The sequence below is a fragment of the Capnocytophaga sp. oral taxon 332 str. F0381 genome, assembly GCF_000318275.2.
Taxonomy (GTDB): Bacteria; Bacteroidota; Bacteroidia; order Flavobacteriales; family Flavobacteriaceae; genus Capnocytophaga; species Capnocytophaga bilenii.
Genome location: NZ_KB291274.1, coordinates 29,992 through 47,985, shown reverse-complemented (window position 1 = coordinate 47,985; position 17,994 = coordinate 29,992). Strand labels below are relative to the sequence as shown.

At 39.2% G+C, this 17,994-nt stretch carries 17 protein-coding genes, 1 other RNA gene and 1 pseudogene; 5 read left to right on the top strand and 14 right to left on the bottom strand.

Annotated elements, in window-relative coordinates:
• Nucleotides 1-654: pseudogene (locus HMPREF9075_RS13770) on the top strand (hypothetical protein); the annotation flags it as partial.
• A 71-nt stretch (nucleotides 655-725) separates the two neighbouring features.
• Here HMPREF9075_RS13770 and ssrA read toward each other — a convergent pair.
• The 5 genes from ssrA to HMPREF9075_RS03205 form a co-directional block, all read right to left on the bottom strand.
• Nucleotides 726-1,128, bottom strand: a transfer-messenger RNA (tmRNA) gene (gene ssrA, locus HMPREF9075_RS12670).
• Between the two features lie 48 nt (nucleotides 1,129-1,176).
• Nucleotides 1,177-1,779: a thymidine kinase gene (locus HMPREF9075_RS03220; protein WP_009415063.1), complete on the bottom strand. Its 603-nt coding sequence runs from the start codon at nucleotides 1,777-1,779 to the stop codon at nucleotides 1,177-1,179.
• 5 nt (nucleotides 1,780-1,784) lie between these two features.
• Entirely contained in the window at nucleotides 1,785-2,771 is a 987-nt protein-coding gene (locus HMPREF9075_RS03215; protein ID WP_009415062.1) for a DUF3078 domain-containing protein, read from the bottom strand.
• A gap of 6 nt (nucleotides 2,772-2,777) precedes the next feature.
• A complete protein-coding gene (locus HMPREF9075_RS03210; RefSeq protein ID WP_009415061.1) occupies nucleotides 2,778-3,782 on the bottom strand; it encodes a 3-oxoacyl-ACP synthase III family protein in 1,005 nt (334 codons plus the stop codon).
• Between the two features lie 41 nt (nucleotides 3,783-3,823).
• Nucleotides 3,824-4,786, bottom strand: coding sequence for a type I phosphomannose isomerase catalytic subunit (locus tag HMPREF9075_RS03205; RefSeq protein WP_009415060.1), 963 nt, complete (start codon nucleotides 4,784-4,786; stop codon nucleotides 3,824-3,826).
• Between the two features lie 221 nt (nucleotides 4,787-5,007).
• On the opposite strand from HMPREF9075_RS03205, the gene HMPREF9075_RS03200 reads away from it, so the two are divergent.
• Both HMPREF9075_RS03200 and HMPREF9075_RS03195 read left to right on the top strand, forming a co-directional pair.
• A complete protein-coding gene (locus HMPREF9075_RS03200) occupies nucleotides 5,008-5,226 on the top strand; it encodes a hypothetical protein (RefSeq protein ID WP_009415059.1) in 219 nt (72 codons plus the stop codon).
• Nucleotides 5,223-5,528: a Txe/YoeB family addiction module toxin gene (locus tag HMPREF9075_RS03195; protein ID WP_009415058.1), complete on the top strand. Its 306-nt coding sequence runs from the start codon at nucleotides 5,223-5,225 to the stop codon at nucleotides 5,526-5,528. The genes HMPREF9075_RS03200 and HMPREF9075_RS03195 overlap by 4 nt, the downstream gene beginning before the upstream one ends.
• 79 nt (nucleotides 5,529-5,607) lie before the next feature.
• Here HMPREF9075_RS03195 and dnaJ read toward each other — a convergent pair whose 3' ends face one another.
• From dnaJ to uvrB, 9 genes are all read right to left on the bottom strand, one after another.
• Entirely contained in the window at nucleotides 5,608-6,732 is a 1,125-nt protein-coding gene (gene dnaJ / locus HMPREF9075_RS03190) for a molecular chaperone DnaJ (protein ID WP_009415057.1), read from the bottom strand.
• 12 nt (nucleotides 6,733-6,744) lie between these two features.
• The gene (locus HMPREF9075_RS03185; RefSeq protein ID WP_009415056.1) at nucleotides 6,745-7,290 is read right to left on the bottom strand and encodes a nucleotide exchange factor GrpE; all 546 of its coding nucleotides are present in this window, start codon (nucleotides 7,288-7,290) and stop codon (nucleotides 6,745-6,747) included.
• Between the two features lie 215 nt (nucleotides 7,291-7,505).
• Complete coding sequence (gene pdxH, locus HMPREF9075_RS03180; protein WP_009415055.1) at nucleotides 7,506-8,144, bottom strand: pyridoxamine 5'-phosphate oxidase; 639 nt, start codon at nucleotides 8,142-8,144, stop codon at nucleotides 7,506-7,508.
• Between the two features lie 206 nt (nucleotides 8,145-8,350).
• On the bottom strand, nucleotides 8,351-10,468 hold the full coding sequence (locus HMPREF9075_RS03175; RefSeq protein WP_009415054.1) for a peptidylprolyl isomerase: 2,118 nt from the start codon (nucleotides 10,466-10,468) through the stop codon (nucleotides 8,351-8,353).
• Nucleotides 10,469-10,695: 227 nt separating this feature from the next.
• Nucleotides 10,696-10,995, bottom strand: a complete 300-nt coding sequence (locus HMPREF9075_RS12535; protein ID WP_009415053.1) for a hypothetical protein — start codon at nucleotides 10,993-10,995, stop codon at nucleotides 10,696-10,698.
• A 48-nt stretch (nucleotides 10,996-11,043) separates the two neighbouring features.
• Nucleotides 11,044-11,310, bottom strand: a complete 267-nt coding sequence (locus tag HMPREF9075_RS12530; protein ID WP_009415052.1) for a hypothetical protein — start codon at nucleotides 11,308-11,310, stop codon at nucleotides 11,044-11,046.
• Between the two features lie 127 nt (nucleotides 11,311-11,437).
• Nucleotides 11,438-12,040, bottom strand: a complete 603-nt coding sequence (locus HMPREF9075_RS03165; protein ID WP_009415051.1) for a PAS domain-containing protein — start codon at nucleotides 12,038-12,040, stop codon at nucleotides 11,438-11,440.
• A gap of 62 nt (nucleotides 12,041-12,102) precedes the next feature.
• A complete protein-coding gene (locus HMPREF9075_RS03160) occupies nucleotides 12,103-13,650 on the bottom strand; it encodes a glycine--tRNA ligase (RefSeq protein WP_009415050.1) in 1,548 nt (515 codons plus the stop codon).
• A gap of 153 nt (nucleotides 13,651-13,803) precedes the next feature.
• Nucleotides 13,804-15,798 carry an excinuclease ABC subunit UvrB gene (uvrB, locus tag HMPREF9075_RS03155; protein WP_009415048.1) on the bottom strand — a complete coding sequence of 665 codons (1,995 nt, stop codon included), beginning with the start codon at nucleotides 15,796-15,798 and terminating at the stop codon, nucleotides 13,804-13,806.
• 550 nt (nucleotides 15,799-16,348) lie between these two features.
• Between uvrB and HMPREF9075_RS03150 the strand changes: the two genes are divergently transcribed.
• A complete protein-coding gene (locus HMPREF9075_RS03150) occupies nucleotides 16,349-16,921 on the top strand; it encodes a hypothetical protein (protein WP_157049208.1) in 573 nt (190 codons plus the stop codon).
• Between the two features lie 364 nt (nucleotides 16,922-17,285).
• Complete coding sequence (locus tag HMPREF9075_RS03145; RefSeq protein ID WP_009415043.1) at nucleotides 17,286-17,885, top strand: hypothetical protein; 600 nt, start codon at nucleotides 17,286-17,288, stop codon at nucleotides 17,883-17,885.
• Nucleotides 17,886-17,994: the final 109 nt, after the last annotated feature.

Sequence of the window (17,994 nt, the reverse complement as noted above, 5' to 3'; positions counted from 1 at the left end):
GGGGGGGGGGGGGGAGAAACGGTCAAAAAAGTAGAAAAGTACATTAAAAACGCTGATAAATACATAGAAAGCATATATAAAGAGTACCCCGACAGCTTCTTTCATTACCCTGAAACCCGTTACACTATCGCCAAGGTAATACAAGCCCACCTACACGGCAATGAAAACCAAGTAGTGAGCATTGCCGAGGCTGCTCTCAATCGCAACCTGAGCGCCAAACCTCTACACGTTTTTGGCGAATACTTCCATACCCCCGATATACTCATTTCCAAACTCTGCAACGCCCTCATTTGGATGGGTAGAATAGATTTTGCTATAGAAATTTACAACAGCTTTAGTGAAGAACTATTCCTGTCAGAAGACCCAGTAGAACATCAATCCAAAAATTTCGTCTATGAACGCGATACCAATTTCGCAGCACAAACTGTTGAAATGCTCCATCTTTTTGACGATAGCATTCCTCTTTTAGAGTCGAAACGACAACCCCATTGGAAAACACAATATTATGAAGAAATACAACAATACCTCATTGCCCTAAAACGCACCAAGAAAACCAAACTTTCCCAACGCCACGCCATAAAGGAACAATTACAACAATTAGCCAAAAAACTCAATTACGGCATAGTAGATAACATCATCAAAATCTTCTCCTGATTATCTACTAAATACAAATAGAAAAGGCTGCCCAAAAGTTCCGAAGAACCCCCAAGCAACCCTTTCTTCCCCCGTGGAGTCGGAGAGAATCGAACTCTCGTCCAAATAAGCCATCAAAAAGCTTTCTACATACTTAGTTTTTGTTTCATTTTCTTCGTAAAGCTGACCAAAAACCGCCCACTTTACGCCTAGCCTCCTCTATTCACGAACCCTTAGCAGAAGCTTACCGCAGGCTCAATGTTGACTTTTATGGTGCCTCTGTACAAAACGCCGTCAACAAGGGCTTTTTAGAGACATCTCGCCTCCCTACCTGTAGGGATATAGCTTAAAATCCTACTATTACTTCAGATTAAGCAGCAAGAGCGTAGTTATTCTCGCCATTTAAACTTTTGAAATAGATTTTATCGAGCATTCATTTCACAGCTCGGTATGCTTACTCTTCAATGTCACTTACTGTCAAAACCGGTCGACCCCAAGTGTCATTTTTATGCTGCAAAAGTACAAAAACTTTTTTAATCAGCACTATTTTTTATCAACTTTTTTTTCTTCACCTTCTATCAGCCGTATATAAGCAGCCCTGCTTACAGGCTCATAACTATCAGCTTCACCCAGCATACGTTGCTCATTATTAGCCACTTTCCTATAACTGTAGTGTGCCAAATTCCCCGTATGCGTACACACAGCGTGCACTTTAGTAACATACTCAGCTGTAGCCATTAAGTTTGGCATCGGTCCAAATGGTCTCCCTTTATAGTCCATATCCAAACCCGCAACTATCACACGTACCCCTCTGTTAGCAAGAGCATTACACACATTCACTATCTCATCGTCAAAAAACTGCGCCTCATCTATTCCCACCACATCACAACCATCAGCAAGCAACAGTATACTCGCTGCCGCCTCCACAGGAGTAGAGGGTATCTCATTGGCATTGTGCGATACAATGTTAGTGTCGTCATAACGAGTGTCAAACGAAGGCTTGAATATCTCTACCCGTTGCTTAGCAAATTGTGCCCGCCGCAACCGCCTTATCAATTCCTCTGTCTTCCCCGAAAACATCGAACCACATATCACCTCTATCCACCCCGATTTTTCGGCATTATTGATTGTATTTTCTAAAAACATCAGCTCTAAAAAGTATATAATACACCTACCCCCAATAACTGCTTAAACTGCGTCCTTGCCCCATAAGAATGTGTTACGCCTGCATTGTCTTTATAGCTCTCAAACTTCACATCGTCATCATATTTTATATGCAACCCAATACGCGCTTGTACATAGTTGTTCACCTTCAGGTTCAAGCCCGTTTCCCAGTCTATATCTATATTCCCAAAGTTCTTCAAATAATCACCGTACAGCGTGAAATTCGTGTTCAAATCCATATTCTCCATCAGCTTTTTATCCCATCTGCCCGATATTGAAAAACCTAGTTCCGAATTGGTTCGCTTCCCTTTTTCTACCCCAAAAGCCCCCTGTTCCGATAGTGCTTTATTTAGCACCACAGTCGTTTTTAGCGTCATAGGCGATAGAAATAAATTGAGCTTTACCCGTTGCGGCGCATATTCCGCCCCCAAACCAAAAGTAATATAGGCAGGCGCAAATAATTTTGAAATAGGATGATCCGTATCAGGGTATTTATATCCGTTACTCATCTGTGTAAGCAGCTGGTAACGAGCTGTATAGTACCAATACGACTGAGTGTTTCCCCTGTAGCCAAACGATGATACAATCAAAAACTTATCGTCCGTTTTTCGCAATTCTCGTCCCGTTTGTGCATTAATACCATAATCAATCTCCAATATATTATCCCAAAAAAAAGTACGTTCGTTGTATCGTCTCCTAAAACGCCCCGTCATAAGCCCCGATACCGAGTTTTCACCCCCAGCACTCCAGTTAGAGAACGCCACCTCACTCATATTCAGCGTAACTTGGTTAAACTTAAACCATTTTTCCTCCGCACGCTTCATTCGGTTAAATGTCAGTCGTATTGTAGTAGTATCTTTAGGCATCTTTATAGGCTCCACCTTTGCAGATACTACCTGAGCCTTAGCCTTGCGTACTTGTGCCAAAGCCGTAACACTACATAGTAACAATGCTACCAATATCCATTTTCTCATCACTCACTACCATCTAATAATCGCACTTGCCCACGTAAAACCACTACCAAAAGCAGCCAATACCACCACATCACCTTCTTTTATTTTGCCTTCACCCACTGCCTCAGCCAAAGCTATAGGCACCGATGCAGCAGTAGTATTACCATATTTCATAATGTTGTTATATACCTGCGCATCACTTAGTTTAAATTGGTGTTGTACAAATTGTGAGATACGCAAATTCGCTTGGTGAGGCACCAGCATATCAATATCGCCTACTGTCAGCCCATTAGCTTCCAATCCTTCATTGATAACCTCTGCAAGGCGCACTACAGCATTCTTAAATACAAACTGACCATTCATATTAGGGTAGTACGACACATCATCAGGGTCGTTTTCAGCCAATATTTCAGGCACCCATTTAGTGCCCACACCTGGGGCTATCATTGCCAAGGCATCAGCATAAGCACCTTCGCTGTGCAGGTGAGTAGATAAAATCCCGTTTTCACCTTCAGAGCGCGATACCACGGCTGCACCAGCCCCATCGCCAAATAATACCGCCATATTACGCCCTCGCGTACTCATATCAAGCGCAGGCGATTGCGTTTCCGAAGCTATCACAAGTATATTGCGGTACATTCCCGTTTTTATATATTGGTCAGCTACCGATAGTGCATATAAAAATCCCGAACATTGGTTCCTAATATCCAATGCACCCACCGTTTTTAGTCCCAATTCCTTTTGTACCAATACCCCACAACCAGGGAAATAATAATCCGGACTTAAAGTAGCAAAAACAACAAAATCCACTTCCTCTTTGCTTACGCCCGCAGCCTCCAACGCTTTCAAAGCCGCTTTAGCACCCATCGTAGTTGTGGTATCCGTACCTTTCACCACGTGTCGCCTTTCTTTGATGCCCGTGCGCTCTTGTATCCAAGCGTCACTCGTGTCCATCAATTTCGATAAATCATCATTAGTTACTACATTTTCAGGCACATAGTAACCCAACCCCTTTATTTTTGAACGATACATAACTCTTTAGTTTTTAGTGATTAGCCCGTGCGGCTCGCACCTTAAATATACACTTCCAATAATTCTACACCGTTACTTTTCACCACCAATTGCTCTAAGCACGCAGGGAAAAGCACAGTTTCACCCTGAGCAATCGACACTTCAGTAGAGCCGTCACTCAGTACAGCACTACCTTTCACACACATATAAATATGGAAAGAATCATCAGCTGCCAAGTTCTTCTTGAAATCACCGTTCAATTTCAAGTAATTAGTAATAAAATACGGACATTTAGCCACGTTATTCACTTGGTTTTCAGTACGATTGTATTGTAGTTTGAAGTCGTTTTTGCGCTCGTAGTCAATAGCGTCAAGGGCAAGTTCGGTGTGCAGCTCTCGTAAGTTACCATTTTTATCACGTCTGTCAAAGTCATACACGCGGTAAGTAATATCGCTTGTTTGTTGTATTTCAGCAATCAAGATACCCTTTCCAATAGCGTGTATTTTTCCAGTGTTGATAAAGAAAGCATCACCATCATTTACTTTTTCGTAGTTCAGCAGTTCAGTAAGTTTGCCACTGCTCAAGTACTCCTGATAAGTTTCCTTGCTCACACTGCGGTTGAAGCCAACAATCAAGCTAGCATCAGGTTCAGCGTGCATTACATACCACATTTCAGTTTTCCCAAACGAGTTATGGCGTTCTTTAGCAAGAGCATCGTTAGGGTGCACCTGTATTGATAAATCCTCGCGAGCATCAATAAATTTAATTAAGATAGGAAAATCCTTCCCAAATCTATCGTGTACGTGTTTGCCTAAAAGTTCATTAGGGTATTCAGCAATCAAGTCGTTTAGGCTTTTGTCTTTCAGAGCCCCATCAGCTACTACCGAAATATCACCAGGCACCCCCGATACCTCCCAGCTTTCGCCTGTAGTATCACTCACTATAGGCTTGTTAAATAACGTTTTCAGTTGTTGCCCGCCCCAAATACGTTCTTTGAGAATAGGCTTAAATTTTATTGGATACATTTTAGTAATGTTATTAATGAGTTGCAAAGTTACAAAATAATTTTCAATTCCTAAAACTTTTATAAATTTGTTTAGGTCAAAATATAGAAAAAATAATTTGATTAATGACAGATTAGAGAAAAGTGAGAGTGTTGTAAATAAGTTTTTCGTAGGAAATTGATATTTATAACATTATACATTAATAATAATTTTGTATCTTTGCAGTTCAAAAGAATAGAAGTATGAATGCAATAACAATACAAGCAACAGTTAATGAGGTGGATTTTCCTATGATCCAAAATTTCTTTAAGAAGCTAAAAATAGAAACTACTATTTTAGATAAAAAAGAAGATAATACTACTATGACACAAGAGAACTTTTTTACAATGATAGATGATGCTAGAGCTAGTAAAAAAATAAAAGCTTCTAAAAAAGAGCTTTTAGATATGCTTTATGAATGATGATAGAAACAGATAAAGAATCAGAAGAATATACTTTTGAATATACAAAAAAATATGCTTCAGATATTGTATTACACAAAAAGTCCGGACAAAAAAAATTATTAGATAAAATAGCCTCTTTTTTAGAAGAGCTTTCTCAACACCCTATTACAGGAACAGGACAAGTAGAGCCTCTAAAAGGGTATAGTGAACGAAATGTATATTCTAGAAGAATAGATAAGAAACATCGTCTAATATATGAAGTTTTTGAAGATAAAAAACGTGTAGCGTTGCTATCAGCATATGGGCATTATGATGAATAAAAAAGAAGCTGTCCAAAAAGCCTTTAATAGTACAATTGTGCCACACAAACACTACTTTTTTGGACAGCTACTTCATCAATTAGGAAAACATCTCTTTTACTTTTTCAAAAAACGACTTCTCACACTTGTCAGGCTTAGGATTGAAGTTCTCATTATTTTGCATTTCTTTGAAAAAATTCTTTTGTTTATCGGTAAGGTTTTTCGGTGTCCATACATTCACGTGTACAATCAAGTCGCCAGTAGTATGGTTTTGCAAACTCGGCACCCCTTTGTTGCGCAAACGCAGTATTTTACCCGATTGTATTCCTTCTTCCAATTTTATACGCACCTTGCCCGTAACAGTTTCTATCTCTTTGCTAGCCCCCAATACCGCATCAGGGAAGCTGATGTATAAATCGTAATGCAAGTTATCACCTTCGCGTTTTAGAGTAGGGTGTTCTTCTTCTTCTATCACCACCAATAAATCACCAGGAACACTGTTTTTCACAGGAGCCTCATTTCCTTTGTTAGCCACTTTTAGTTGGATACCATTCATTACCCCAGCAGGAATATTGATAGGAATAGTTTCCTCTACCGTTTTCATCCCTTGGCTATCAGTATCTTTGCCTCGTTTATCAATAATTTCCCCAGCACCGCCACATTTGGGACAAGTCGTTGCTGTTTGTATCACACCAAAGGCAGTATTCATTTTCTGAACCGTCTGTCCGCGCCCTTGGCAAGTAGGGCAAGTATGATAGGTTGTATCTTCGCCTTTCACTTTACGGCGTACTTTTATCTTTTTCTCTACCCCCTTTACAATCTCTTCCAAGGTAACTTTCACACGTATGCGAAGGTTATCACCTTTCACATAAGACTGTGTTTGACCGCCTCCAAAGCCCCCAAAGCCTCCGAAGCCACTAAATCCCGAAAAATGACCACCAAAAAGGTCACCAAAACGCTCAAAAATATCTTCCATTGTAGCACCGCCCCCACCCATTCCACCTTCAAAGGCAGCGTGTCCATAGCGGTCATAAGTAGCGCGTTTATTTTCATCGCTTAGCACCTCGTAAGCCTCTGCAGCCAGCTTAAAATTCTCTTCTGCCTCTTTGTCGCCAGGGTTCTTATCTGGGTGATATTTAAGTGCTTGCTTTCTATATGCTTTTTTTATTTCAGCAGTCGTAGCTGTTTTGGAAATCTCTAATATTTCGTAATAATCTCTTTTCATCTTTTCGTATTGTTATTGGGCTACTACCACTCTGGGGAAACGAATAATTTTATCTCCCAATTTATAGCCCTGTTGCACTACGTCAATAATTTTTCCACTCATTTCAGGGGTAGGAGCAGGAATTTGCGTAATAGCATCGTGTAGCTCACTGTCAAACGCATCGTTTGCAGCCACTTCTATTCTTTCCAAACCTTTGTTTTTCAAGATGCCTATCAGTTTGTTGTAGATAAGTTCCACCCCTTTGCGCGTCTGCTCATCAGCCGAAGTCGCCAAATCTGCCAAAGCTCTATCAAAATCATCTACTACAGGTAACAAAGCCGACAAAATGTCTTGCCCTGCTGTTTTAAAAAGCTCTATACGCTCACGGCTCGTACGCTTTTTATAGTTTTCAAATTCAGCAAACAAACGCAAGTATCTGTCGCGTTCTTTTGCCAAAAGATCTTCACAATCTTCCGCTTCATTACCAGTCGTATTACCTGTATTAGTAGCGTTTTCAGCAGTCTCAGCACTTGTGCCTTCAGCCTGCAAGTCCTTATCTTTGTTATCTTCTGTATTCATTATATTATATTTTATTTTGAGTTTTTTTTATGTTGATGCTGTCCAAAAGTCTTTAATAGTACAATTGCGCCGCACAAAGGCTAGTACAAGCGATTGGCAAATCGCCCTCACAAAACAAAACTTTCCAAACAATCTCCGCTTATTTATTACAAAATCTTTGCCATACTACAATATATGACAAAATGGCACGCACTGTCAGTTTCGTGTAGCTCGTATTACGGAGCCATTCGTTCCAATATCCAGTCATACTCATCAGTCAGCCGATAGCGCAAGCGGTCGTGCAAACGGTTAGGGCGTCCTTGCCAAAACTCCATTGATACAGGGCGTACCAAGAAGCCCCCCCAATAGTCAGGACGAGGAATTTCCTTTCCCTCATACAGTCCCTCAAGGCGTTTTAGTTCCTCTTCCAGATGTGCGCGTGTTACCACCTCACTCTGGCGCGATACCACAGCCCCTAACTGACTGCCCACTGGGCGCGAATGAAAGTAATTATCCGATGTTAGTGCCTCTACACGTTCAGCAATCCCTTTAATGATAATCTGCCGTTCCAATGAAGGCCAAAAAAACGACAAGCACAAGTGCGGATTTGCAGCAATAGCTCTCCCTTTTTCGCTTTCGTAATTGGTGTAGAATATAAATCCCTCATAAGTGTATTCTTTTAGTAGTACCACCCGTGTTTTGGGAAATCCGTCCAAGCCTATTGTTGCTACCGACATTGCATTCGCTTCCTCCACACTATCAGCCTCATCAGCTTCATAAAACCACGTTTGGAATAGCTGCATAGGGTTTTCGGGTACATCACTCTCCAAGAGTTCTCGCTTTTCGTATATCTTTCGGTAATTACTTAAGTCCATATTTTTATATTTTTAGTTCTAAATTCAAGAGTCTATTACAGAACAAATAATCAAGCACTTTTATTCATATTGTAGGGGCGATTAGCAAATCGCCCTCACAAAACAAAACTTCTTAAAAATACCTCTTGATTTATCAATCATCAGAAAAAAGAGGCAAGAGTTTCCTCTTACCTCTTTATAGATTTTTTGGGTGTAAGTTGCTACTATTAATAGAAAGTACTGATATTTTCTTTTATCTTAGCGTTGTTTTCTAATGATTTAAGTATAGACTGAGCAGCGCGTTCGGTACGTATTTTTTCTATTGTTTCAGCATACACTTTATAATCATTAGTAGCAGGAGCTACTGTAGCTGAAGTAAGTTGTATTACATACACTGCGTTTTCACCTTCTATAGGCTTAGAAATAGCACCTTGTTTTAGTCCAAAAGCAGTACCCACAACTCTTGGCTCACGACCTTCACCTATGATGATAGGGCTACTCATTGTTAACCCTGTAGCTGTTTTTACAGTAACACCATTAGCCGAAGCGATAGCCTCTAAGCTGCCACCTTTTGCTTTATCTTTTAGAATTTTAGCTTTCTTTTCCTTGATGAGGATAGGTTTTACAAAAGCAGCAACATCTTGCACTTCGCTCAATCCTTCTTCACCTTTTTTCACCAATTGAGCCACTACATAGTTCCCATTAGTAGTAAACATTTTTATATCACCCACTTTGGTATCCTTTTCGTACAACCATTGTACAATAGGACGATTAGCCCCCAAACCGATGATTTGATCATCATTTTTGTGCAAGTTATCTGCACGAAGTACCGATAGTTCAGAAGCTTTTGCTACACTACCAAATTCTTTAGGTTTTTCACTCGCCTTCATTTGGAAAGTAGTAGCTTTAGAGAATAGCGAACTAAGAGTAGCATCCGAAGGGTCTACCTTACGACTTATAGTTGCAATATTCACCGCTTCAGCCTTGTCAGTTACTTTTACTACGTGAAAACCAAAATCAGTCTCCACCAAACCAATAGTACCTACAGGGTTAGAAAAAGCAAATGTCTCAAAAGGTTTAACCATAGTACCTTTCACAAAGAATCCAAGGTCACCAGCACTATACATTGCACCAGGTTCTTCCGAATTGTCGCGTGCCAATTGGTCAAAGTCAGCACCAGCAGCTTTAGCTTGTGCCAATAGTTCTTCAGCCTTAGCTTTAGCTTCTTCTTTAGAGCGTGTAGTATTAGGAGTAGCAGCTTGGCTACCTGTGTAAGCAATAAGTATATGGCTTGCTTTTACAGCTCCCGCAGGTTCTTTAGCCACCATACGGCTTATTTTAATGCTACCGTCTTCTTCATAAGGACCATAAATTTTTCCTACGCCCAAGGCAAAAAGTGTATCAGCATAAGCCGAATTGATTTTGTCTTTAGTTACGAAAGTACTGTCATAAGCCTTATCAGAATATCTATCCACAAAACTTTTTATCTCTTTAGTAGTAGCAAAACCAGGAACCGTATCGTTACTTTGTTTTTTAACGTTGTACACCACCTCAGGTTGCAAAAGTTTTTCAATACCACTTTTTGCTTCAGCAAGGTCGGCATCCGATGGTTTTTCGTTTATCACAATATATTGAATATTGCGGTAAGCCTCTTGTTTAAATTGTTTTTCGTGTTTTTTAATGTAGTCTTTTATCTCGCTATCGCTCACTTGTATAGTTTTATCATCTATAGAGCTGTATTGCAGAGCCACATAGTTAATGTCAGCCAAGTCTTTTTCTTGGTGATAAGCAATTTCAGCTTCAGTATCAGTAGCACCCAAGCCAGCGCGGATAAGGTTAATATACATTTGTTGTTTAGCCCCTTCAATCAAAGCGTTTTCTTGTATTTTCCACTGGTTGTAAGCATCAGGATTCTGAGTTTTTAGCGTACTTAAATACGTTTGAAATTTTACAGCGTCAAACACACCGTATTCATTCGTAAATTGAGGGTTTTTAGCCAAAGGCGTTTTTTCCAAGATAGAGATGATTTGGTCTTTCTCTACACTCAATCCCAATTTTTCAATCTGTTGGTTCAACAATATTTGCTGAACGTTTTGTTCCCATACATATTTAGCCGCTTCAATGCTACTCGCCTGTCCATTAGCTTGGTGAATAGCGTTTTCCACTTGCAAACGGAAAGCGTCAATAGGCACATCTTCGCCATTTACCGTACCAATTTCGGTAGGTTGAAGTCTGCTAAACCTCCCTTTTCCTATAAAGTCTGAAATGATAAAAGCAAATAGTGCAAGCCCTATAATCGCAATCAGGAATACAGTCTTACTTCTAATTTTCTCAAGTACTGCCATTGTTTATAATATTTATAAAAGTATAAAATTGTTTAGTGTTATCAATCAAACCGCAAAATTAATACTTTTTATTGAAACACCAAAAAAATAATGTTATTTTTCATCGCAAAGTCAATTATTTACTTTACCACTTTTAGTAGCTAATGTAATATTACTCCATTGTTTTTTGAGTAACAAGCGAGTCATATCTTTTATTTTACGATTATTTGGTATATAAAAAACATTCACTATCTCCCTATTTCCGCCATTAGTGAAGAAAATCTCACAGGTCTAATACTCCTCTCAGCTATTACATCGTCCAATAAATTGAGGTGAACAGTAGTACCTACACATTTTTTGTTAAATCCTAAAATACCATTATTGTAATGAGGACGTTTTGCAAAAACAGTATAACCACTATCAATCACACTTATAATTGTATTTTTAGAAGTTTCATAAAAATTATTTTTAGATATAAAAGTACTATTTTTTGCAGAAAACACTCCAAAGTCAACATTATTCACCAAAGGATAGCTAAGCAAGTTCATAGAGGTAGTAACCGATTGACGATCATTAGCGTAATATATAGCATTAAGTTATGGAATATAAACTAAAGTAAGGTTTGGAAAATTTAAAAAATACTCCATTCCACTTCCTCTAAAGCTAAAAGTTTGATTCTCTTTATAGCTGTTGAACCCAATAATAATATGCAGTTTAGGGTTGTATAAATGCTGTTTGAATACATTTTCTCTCAGATAATCACTTATCTGAATATAAGGTGAAATAATAATAAGTTCTTTTTCAGCCATAAAAAGAGTATTGTGAATAGTATCTGATAGTGGTTTTCCCGTTAAAAAGTCCATAAATATATTGTTGTTTTTTGATAGAAAGTTGTAATTACTCTCCTTTAAAAACTATTATTAACCATTAGTGGTTAGATTACTGCTCGCACCTAACCACTAATTCAAAATTCAGAATTCAGGATTCCCCTCAGCCAATCAGTTCGGTAAGAAAGCTATCTGTATCTTTATTGTTGTAAAAAGCACGTATCTCTTCAGCGTTTTCTTTTAGCAACGTTCTGATAAACTTGTCATAGGTAGTTTTGCGATCTTCCAAAAAGCCTTTAAAATAACGCTCACTCACCTCCATACCATTAGCCTTTTCAATTTTCAATAGTCGCTCGTAAAGTGGCACTATATGTTCGTTGATAAGGCTTTTGGGTAGAGCCTTGCGGTACGATACAAAAGCTGTAATTTCGTCTTTCTCATTGCGAATAATCTCAAAATTAGTAATTACCCAATAGTATTTACCACTTTTTGATAAGTTCTTAATGATAGCGTGAAAGTTCTGCCTACCTTTTAGGTTTTCCCACAGTATTTTAAACACTACTTTAGGCATATCGGGGTGGCGTATTAGGCTATGAGGCTGATTGTATAGTTCAGCTTCTGTATAGCCCGATACTTCCTGAAAAGCCTCATTACTTGCCATAATATGCCCGTGTTTATTCGTGCGACTCATCAAGGTAGAGCGCTTGTCCCAAATCACCTCCTCGTCTATAGGGGTAGGACGCTTTATTGTAGGAGTTTCTGTCATTCTCTAATGCTATGTGTAATCTTTGTAAAAGTTTTAGTGAACATCTTCTATTTCCGTAATGACTAACGCCCTAATCTACGCAACCATTGGTTCATATCCACCTCTTTGGCAATTACTGCCTGTAGTTCAGGTATAGCAATGCGTTGTTGTTCCATAGTATCGCGGTGGCGTAGTGTAACAGTATTGTCCTCTAAGGTTTGATGATCTACGGTGATACAGAAAGGCGTACCTACCGCATCCTGACGGCGATAGCGGCGACCAACCGCATCTTTTTCGTCATAAGCAACAGTAAAATAGTATTTCAGTTCGTTTACAATTTCTTCAGCTTTCTCAGGCAATCCATCGCGTTTTAGTAGCGGCAGTACAGCTACTTTGGTAGGCGCCAATACAAAAGGCAGTTTTAGCAACGTACGAGTGTCGCCACTTTCCAATGTTTCTTCCTGAAGAGCATTCGAGAAGATAGCCAAGAACATACGGTCTAAGCCAATAGAAGTTTCCAATACATAAGGTGTGTAGCTTTCGTTCGTTTCAGGGTCAAAATATTGTAGTTTTCGTCCAGAATATTTTTCGTGGTTACCCAAGTCGAAGTTAGTACGAGAGTGGATACCTTCAAGCTCTTTGAAGCCAAATGGGAAGCGGAATTCTATGTCGCAAGCTGCATCGGCGTAGTGAGCTAATTTTTCGTGAGGGTGAAAACGATAGTTTTCTTCGCCCAATCCCAACGAAAGGTGCCACGCAAGGCGCGTTTGTTTCCAATAGTCATACCATTGTTGTTGCGTACCAGGTTTGATGAAGAACTGCATTTCCATTTGTTCGAACTCACGCATACGGAATATAAATTGGCGTGCTACGATTTCGTTGCGGAAAGCCTTCCCTGTTTGAGCAATTCCAAAAGGTATTTTCATACGTCCTGACTTTTGAACGTTCAAAAAGTTTACAAAAATACCCTGAGCCGTTTCAGGACGAAGGTACAAATCCATTGAAGCATCAGCTGAAGCGCCTATTTTGGTACCAAACATCAGGTTGAATTGCTTTACATCAGTCCAATTGCGAGAACCTGTTTCGGGGTCAGCAATTTCTAATTCTTCAATAAGTGCTTTCACATCGGCAAGGTTATCCGTTTCTAACGATTTAGCCAAGCGCGATAAAATTTCTTGTCCGCGTTGTTTGTATTCTAGTACGCGAGGGTTAGTAGCTACAAATTGTTCCAAGTCAAAAGCCTCACCAAAGCGTTTTTGCGCTTTAGCAACTTCTTTTTCAATTTTTTCGTCCAATTTAGCTACGTAATCTTCTACCAACACATCGGCGCGGTAGCGTTTTTTAGAGTCTTTATTGTCAATCAGAGGGTCGTTGAAAGCGTCTACGTGTCCTGAAGCCTTCCAAGTAGTAGGGTGCATAAAGATCGCGGCGTCAATACCCACGATATTTTCGTTTAGTTGCACCATAGCGCGCCACCAGTAGTCGCGTATGTTTTTTTTAAGTTCTACACCATTCTGACCGTAGTCATACACAGCACTAAGCCCATCGTATATTTCGCTCGAAGGAAAAATAAAACCGTATTCTTTAGCGTGAGCGATTACTTTTTTAAACAAATCTTCAGTTTTTGCCATTGTAATTATAATTATCTTTTTTTATATACATCTTTCCGATGTCCTATTGTTACAACCTCTATAGTATATTTTTTAGGATATTCCTTTTCTCTTTATGTTTTTATTTGCAAAGATATAAAATAATTCTGAAATCAGAATCCAAAATTCATAATTTTACTTCATAGCCTCCAATCGCTTTATCTCATCGCGGTATTGGGCAGCCTTCATAAAATCGAGTTCTTTAGCTGCAGCTTCCATTAGTTTGCGAGTTTCTTTAATTTTTTTCTCCAATTCTTTAGCACTATAATATTCAGCTTTGGGTTCAGCGGCTTTAGTGGTGGCAAAGGTAGGGTCGTAATGAAATTCACTGATTGGGCTCTTGCTAAGGCTATTCTCTATCTTCTTGTGCAGTGGCTGTGGTGTGATGCCGTGAGCCTTGTTGTAATTCATTTGTTTTTCACGCCTATAGTTAGTATCGTCAATAGTGCGCTGCATACTGTCGGTTATCTTGTCGGCGTACATTATAGCTTTGCCGTTCACGTTACGTGCTGCCCGTCCTACGGTTTGGGTAAGCGAGCGGGTGGAGCGCAAAAAGCCTTCTTTATCAGCATCAAGGATAGCCACAAGCGACACTTCGGGCAGGTCTAACCCCTCACGTAGCAGGTTTACCCCAATGAGTACATCAAAGAGCCCTTTGCGGAGGTCTTGCATAATCTCTACGCGTTCCAAAGTATCCACATCGCTGTGGATATAGCGGCATCGTACCCCTATGCGGGTAAGGTATTTGGTGAGTTCCTCAGCCATACGCTTGGTAAGGGTTGTTACGAGTATGCGCTCGTCTTTCTCTACGCGCACTTGTATTTCTTCTACAAGGTCGTCTATCTGATTTTGGCTTGGGCGCACTTCTATTTCGGGGTCGAGTAAGCCTGTAGGGCGTATCACTTGTTCCACGTATACCCCTTGTGCTTTCTGTAGCTCGTAATCAGCAGGGGTAGCACTCACGTATATCACTTGGCGCTGCAAGGCTTCAAACTCTTCAAATTTCAGCGGACGGTTGTCCATAGCTGCGGGCAACCTAAAGCCGTATTCCACCAAGTTTTCTTTCCTACTGCGGTCGCCGCCATACATAGCGTGCACTTGGGGCACCGTTACGTGGCTTTCGTCTATTACCATCAAAAAATCATCAGGAAAATAGTCTATAAGGCAGAAAGGGCGCGTACCAGCCTCACGACCGTCTAAATAGCGCGAGTAGTTCTCAATACCCGAACAATAGCCTAGTTCGCGTATCATCTCAAGGTCAAATTCGGTGCGCTCTTTTAGCCGTTTAGCCTCTAAGGGTTTCCCCGATGCCTCAAAGAATTCCACCTGTTTGGTCAGGTCTTGCTGAATGTTCCATATCGCCTTTTGCAGAATATCAGGCGAAGTAACAAACATATTAGCAGGATAAATGTTCAGACTGTCGTAATGGTCTAAAATATGGTTGGTAGTAGGGTCAAATTGTTCTATTTCTTCAATTTCATTACCAAAGAAGTGAATGCGAAAAGCGTTATCATCATACCCTGGGAACACATCCAGCACATCGCCTTTGATACGGAAGTTCCCGTGCCTGAAGTCGGCAGTAGTGCGAGCGTAGAGACTTTGTACAAGCCGATGCATCAGTTTAGTGCGGGGCATTGTATCACCCCGTTTAATGGTAATCACATTCTTCTGAAATTCCACAGGGTTACCAATACCATAGAGGCAAGATACAGAGGCTACCACCAGCACATCGCGCCTGCCCGAAAGTAAGGCAGAAGTAGTGCTAAGGCGCAGTTTTTCAATCTCATCGTTGATAGAAAGGTCTTTTTCAATATAAGTACCCGTAGTAGGGATATAAGCTTCAGGCTGGTAATAGTCGTAGTACGATACAAAGTATTCTACCGCATTATTAGGAAAAAACGCCTTAAATTCCGAATACAGTTGGGCGGCAAGTGTTTTGTTGTGAGCCAGCACAAGGGTAGGGCGTTGTACCTGCTCTACCACATTGGCAATGGTAAAAGTTTTACCAGAACCCGTAACGCCTAATAGCACTTGGTATTTGTCGTTTTTTTCTATGCCTTCTACTAATTGTTTGATAGCTTGAGGCTGGTCGCCTGTAGGGGCAAACTCAGAGACTATAGAGAATTTCATCGGTATTGATAATTTGCTGCAAAGATACGAAATAATGATAAATGACAAATCATCTTACCAATCAAAAGTCATAGATAAGCGAAGGATAAAAATGGCACCAAGATAGCACCAAGATAGCACCAAGATAGCACTTGCTATTTGTTATTATTTTACTATCTTTGCCAAAAAATAAAAGAGGTTGTTTGAAAGGTTTTGTTTTGTGAGGGGAATTTGCTAAACTTTGAAACAAGCTTGCGACAGTGGAGTCCTCACCCCCGTTCCCCCTCTCCAAAAGAGAGGGGGCAGTGCGCAGTAGTGCTGTGTGGGGGATGTAAAGAGAATTCGAATTGGGCACAAGCTGCAAGCTTGCGCCAGCGGGGGCGAAGGGAATTATGAATTTTGAATTCTGAATTTTGAATTGTGGGACGGGTGCGACAGGTAGGACAAATGGGACAGGTAGACGGGGAGAGAATTGTGAATTTTGAATTGGGCACAAGCTACAAGCTTGCGCCAGCGGGGAATTAGAAGCTATTAGAAATGATTTATTGTTTAATAATGTAATATGGTAAATATGAACATATATCAATTAATTAATGATTTTTCCTACAAATCTTTTAAGACAATAGGAGGTACCTCAAAGTTTATTACCTTTAAAGGACAATCCTTGATAGATTCTTGGGAGGAATTAGAAGGAGAAGTGTATAAAAATTTCGACAACAAAGGGAAAAAGGATGGTTTTGACGCTCGTGTACACGGAGCTTTCTTAGTAATGGAGAAAGAAAAAGCAATGCTTTTTGCCCAAAAAATTAAGGTACAAGCAGAATTGTTACCTTATAAGATTATCAATGTAAAGAGGAATTTTGTTTTTATCAATATCCAAAATATAGTGAAGGGTATAAATAATGAAGGGGTAAATCATTTAAAGAGAATGGAATTATACAGAAACAAAGATTTGTATTTTTATGAAGAAGCATCTAAGAACATAATATTTAGAGATGCTACTTCAGAAACGAAATTATTTTGCACCCAAGAGCTGGAAAATATACTTAATGAGCTAGACATTAAAGGGCTTGCTCTTGAAAAAGTAGGTAAAGTAGCTCCTATTCCATCCTTTTCTAAGGAAAAAAATATTTTCAATAGGTAGGTTTATCTCTGTTGGTAATGTATCAGATGTGTTGTTAAAAGCACAATAACTTAACTATTAGTAAAATACAAAGAAAACAAAGATCTATTTCTCTTTACCCATCATAGAGATAAGCGTTTTTAAAGCCTATAATGCGCTCTAAATAGTGCGAGGGGAATTGGCAAATTATGAATTTTGAATTGTGGGACGGGTGCGACAAATGGGACAAATGGGACGAATAGGACGGGGAGAGAATTGTGAATTTTGAATTGGGTACGAACTGCAAGCTTCCGCCAGCGGGGGAAATTTTATCTATAAGAGATAAACTTACGAAAGAATTTAATATTGATAAATATAATCCAAAAAATAAAAAAAATTGTACAGAATGAAAGTTTATAAATTTACAAGTTACATAGAAAAAGAATACGCTATTCTTCGACCTAGTAGTAAAGAAAATATTAAAGAAATCAATTTGCTAGATGTTTGGTGGGATAGTTGGGGTAGTAATGGGAATAAAATCGGAGATTTTACATTTTGTTATGGCATTAAAATATGTAAATTATCCGTCTTTAATCTTTTACAAGAAAACTTTAAAGATATTAAGGGGGTAGATGTAAAGATTAATAAGACTGAAAGAGAGTTAAAAGCAAAAAATCCTAAAAGACTGAAATGGCTACCACAAGAAGACATTGCATTAAAATCCTTTTTTAGCCCTACATATTTTGATTGTCTTCCTCAAAGTTCTTTAGTTAAGACAGAAAGAGGAAGAATAGAATTAATTGGAGTGTCAGAATTAAAAGGAGAGGAAATAATTCCTCGTGAAAAAGGTAAAGGAATCTTCTTTGATAAGGAGGTTATCAATAATTATGATTTCTTCACTTTACAGAATACAAATCTATTATTATGCACAGAACGTGTAAAAGAATTTTGTGAGGATAAAGAATTTAATAATATCATCTTTTTAGAAATGGGAGATATAATTTAGGTAATGTATCAGATGTGTTGTTAAAATTTTATTATATTAGAAATCAATATAATAAAAAAGATTTGCCCTACTATTATAGAGAAAAGAGTTTTTTAAGCCTATAAAGCGC